Source organism: Lentilactobacillus parakefiri (assembly GCF_002157585.1).
GTDB lineage: Bacteria > Bacillota > Bacilli > Lactobacillales > Lactobacillaceae > Lentilactobacillus > Lentilactobacillus parakefiri.
In genome coordinates this window covers 1-2,100 of record NZ_BDGB01000029.1, presented here as the reverse complement: position 1 = coordinate 2,100, position 2,100 = coordinate 1, and the positions used below count along the sequence as shown (strand labels likewise).

3 protein-coding genes are annotated in these 2,100 nt (G+C 37.8%); 2 read left to right on the top strand and 1 reads right to left on the bottom strand.

Translation table 11 applies throughout. The features are described 5' to 3' along the window. Positions 1–75 precede the first annotated feature (75 nt). Positions 76–327 (top strand): IS3 family transposase, encoded by a 252-nt coding sequence (locus LPKJCM_RS13725; protein ID WP_002816285.1) that lies wholly within the window; start codon positions 76–78, stop codon positions 325–327. A gap of 5 nt (positions 328–332) precedes the next feature. After that, positions 333–1,223, top strand: a complete 891-nt coding sequence (locus LPKJCM_RS01935; protein WP_087069510.1) for an IS3 family transposase — start codon at positions 333–335, stop codon at positions 1,221–1,223. A 187-nt stretch (positions 1,224–1,410) separates the two neighbouring features. On the opposite strand, the gene LPKJCM_RS13870 is transcribed toward LPKJCM_RS01935, so the two are convergent. Continuing rightward, entirely contained in the window at positions 1,411–1,941 is a 531-nt protein-coding gene (locus LPKJCM_RS13870; RefSeq protein WP_420844023.1) for an AbiH family protein, read from the bottom strand. Positions 1,942–2,100 lie beyond the last annotated feature (159 nt).

The following is a 2,100-nucleotide window of genomic DNA, read 5'->3' as shown; positions in this document are numbered from 1 at the left end:
TAAGCTGATTCCTGAGACAACTTTTAAGAGAGCGTATAATGAATAAATCGTCTCTCAAAAGGAAGGAATTTTTACATGCCAACTCGTTACGACAAAGAATTCAAACAAAACATCATCAACCTATATAAACAAGGCGAATCAGCCGCCCAACTGGCCAGAGAATATGGCATTGGCTATTCAACCGTTCATAAGTGGATCCAGGGCCAAGCCAAAACTCAATCCGGTAAATCGCCAGACGAAATTAAAGCGATGGAAAAGCGGCTGGCTTCCCTGTCTGAGGAGAACGAAATCCTAAAAAAAGCCCTGGGCTTCCTTGCGCAGAAGTAACCAATATCTTTGATTACATTCACCAAGAAAGCCATCACCACCAGGTAACCAAGATGTGCCGAATCCTCGGTGTTTCCAGAGCTCAGTATTATCGTTATCGATCCCCAAAGCCTTCAAAACGCCGGGCCGAAGATGAGGACTTAAAACAACGGATTCTGCGGATCTTTGCGGAATTCAAGCAGCGATACGGCGTTATGAAGATCCACCATGAATTGAATCTGGAACTTCAACCACTGCAGCTTCGGTGCAGTCCACGACGGATTTCCCGGCTCATGAAGGAACTGGATATCCACTCCGTTACCGTCAATAAGTGGAAAGCAGCTTCGGCTTCCAAAACCAAGGTTGAACAGCGTCCCAACTTGCTTAAGCAGGATTTCTCGACCACTGGTTTAAATCAAAAATGGACCGCTGATATGACCTATATTCAAACGAAGCGTAATGGCTGGTGTTACTTATCAACCATCATGGACCTGCACTCACGACGGATTATCGGCTATTCGTTCTCAAAAAAGATGGATACTGATTTAGTCTTAAAGACCCTGGAAAGCGCGGTTAAAAATCGAACCATTACTGGGGACCTGATTATCCACACAGACTTAGGATCACAGTACACCAGCGATGATTACAACCAACGGTTAACAGAACTACATATCCGCCACTCTTACAGCCGTAAGGGGTGTCCATACGATAATGCACCAATGGAATCTTTTCATGCTTCCCTCAAAAAGGAATGTGTTTATCCAGTGCCGGTCTTTGAGAATTATGAAACTGCCGCTGCTGTCCTTTTTGAATATGTGCATGCTTTCTATAATAGGAAGAGAATTCATAGTTCACTGGGCTACCAGACCCCCTTACAAGTTGAAATCGCAACACTTACGAGTCAAATGGCCGCCTGATTTAATGCTTTCCATGGTTCAAATAAGTTATTAATCACGATTAATGATTTATTTGAGCTGTGGAAGGTAAACGCGGTTCTGAATGTCTCTTAAAACCTGTCTCAAATATTGACTTCAATCCATTATTTGATCGAGAAATTTATGTAAACAAAATCCCTAGATAAGGTCTAGGGATACATAAGAAGTATTATAAATGAATATCTTTTAAAGATATTCTTCCTTCAATAATTAACTTGTGTAACAAATTATTACCATGATTGTTATTTAAGGTTCTTCCATATTCAAACATAAGATTAGAAACTTGATTAAATTTATCGATTTTGTCATGTGGTACCGTTGAATTATAGGCAAATGTCAAAGATAATTTAGTGTTATTATAAATGTCAAAATTATCAAATACTGCCATAAAGTAAGAAAAATCAGATTTGTTAAGTGAATGCCCATAAAATATTATTTCACTAATGTTATGATTTAACAAGTCTTTTACGGTTTTATAAGTAGTGTCAAGTGTTCTATATGTTTTTGTGAATTTGTATTCAGGGGATTTGGAATTAATTCCTTGTGAATCTATCCCAAAAATTATACTACTAGTTTCCCCCTTTTCAGTCTTGTTAAAAATTCTATTATCAATATGGCCATGCACATTTTTATAAACCTGAAGAAAATTTGAAGAGTCTTTGTTGTATAAAAATGGCAAAGTATAGTTAAATGAAATAATATTATATTTTCCTCGATTTAAAATTGAAGTGCAACACCTGCTCTACTAGACCAGTTCTTTATTCAGACTAGTCAAAAAGGCCATGAAGACCTATTCTTAATTCACCACAAACAAGAAAGAGGTATCTTCATGACCCGAATTAAGAATATCATATCTAAT

Excerpts from the sequence above, each read along its gene's own strand:
- LPKJCM_RS13725 (WP_002816285.1), top strand. The coding sequence starts at position 76 with ATGCCAACTCGTTACGACAAAGAATTCAAACAAAACATCATCAACCTA.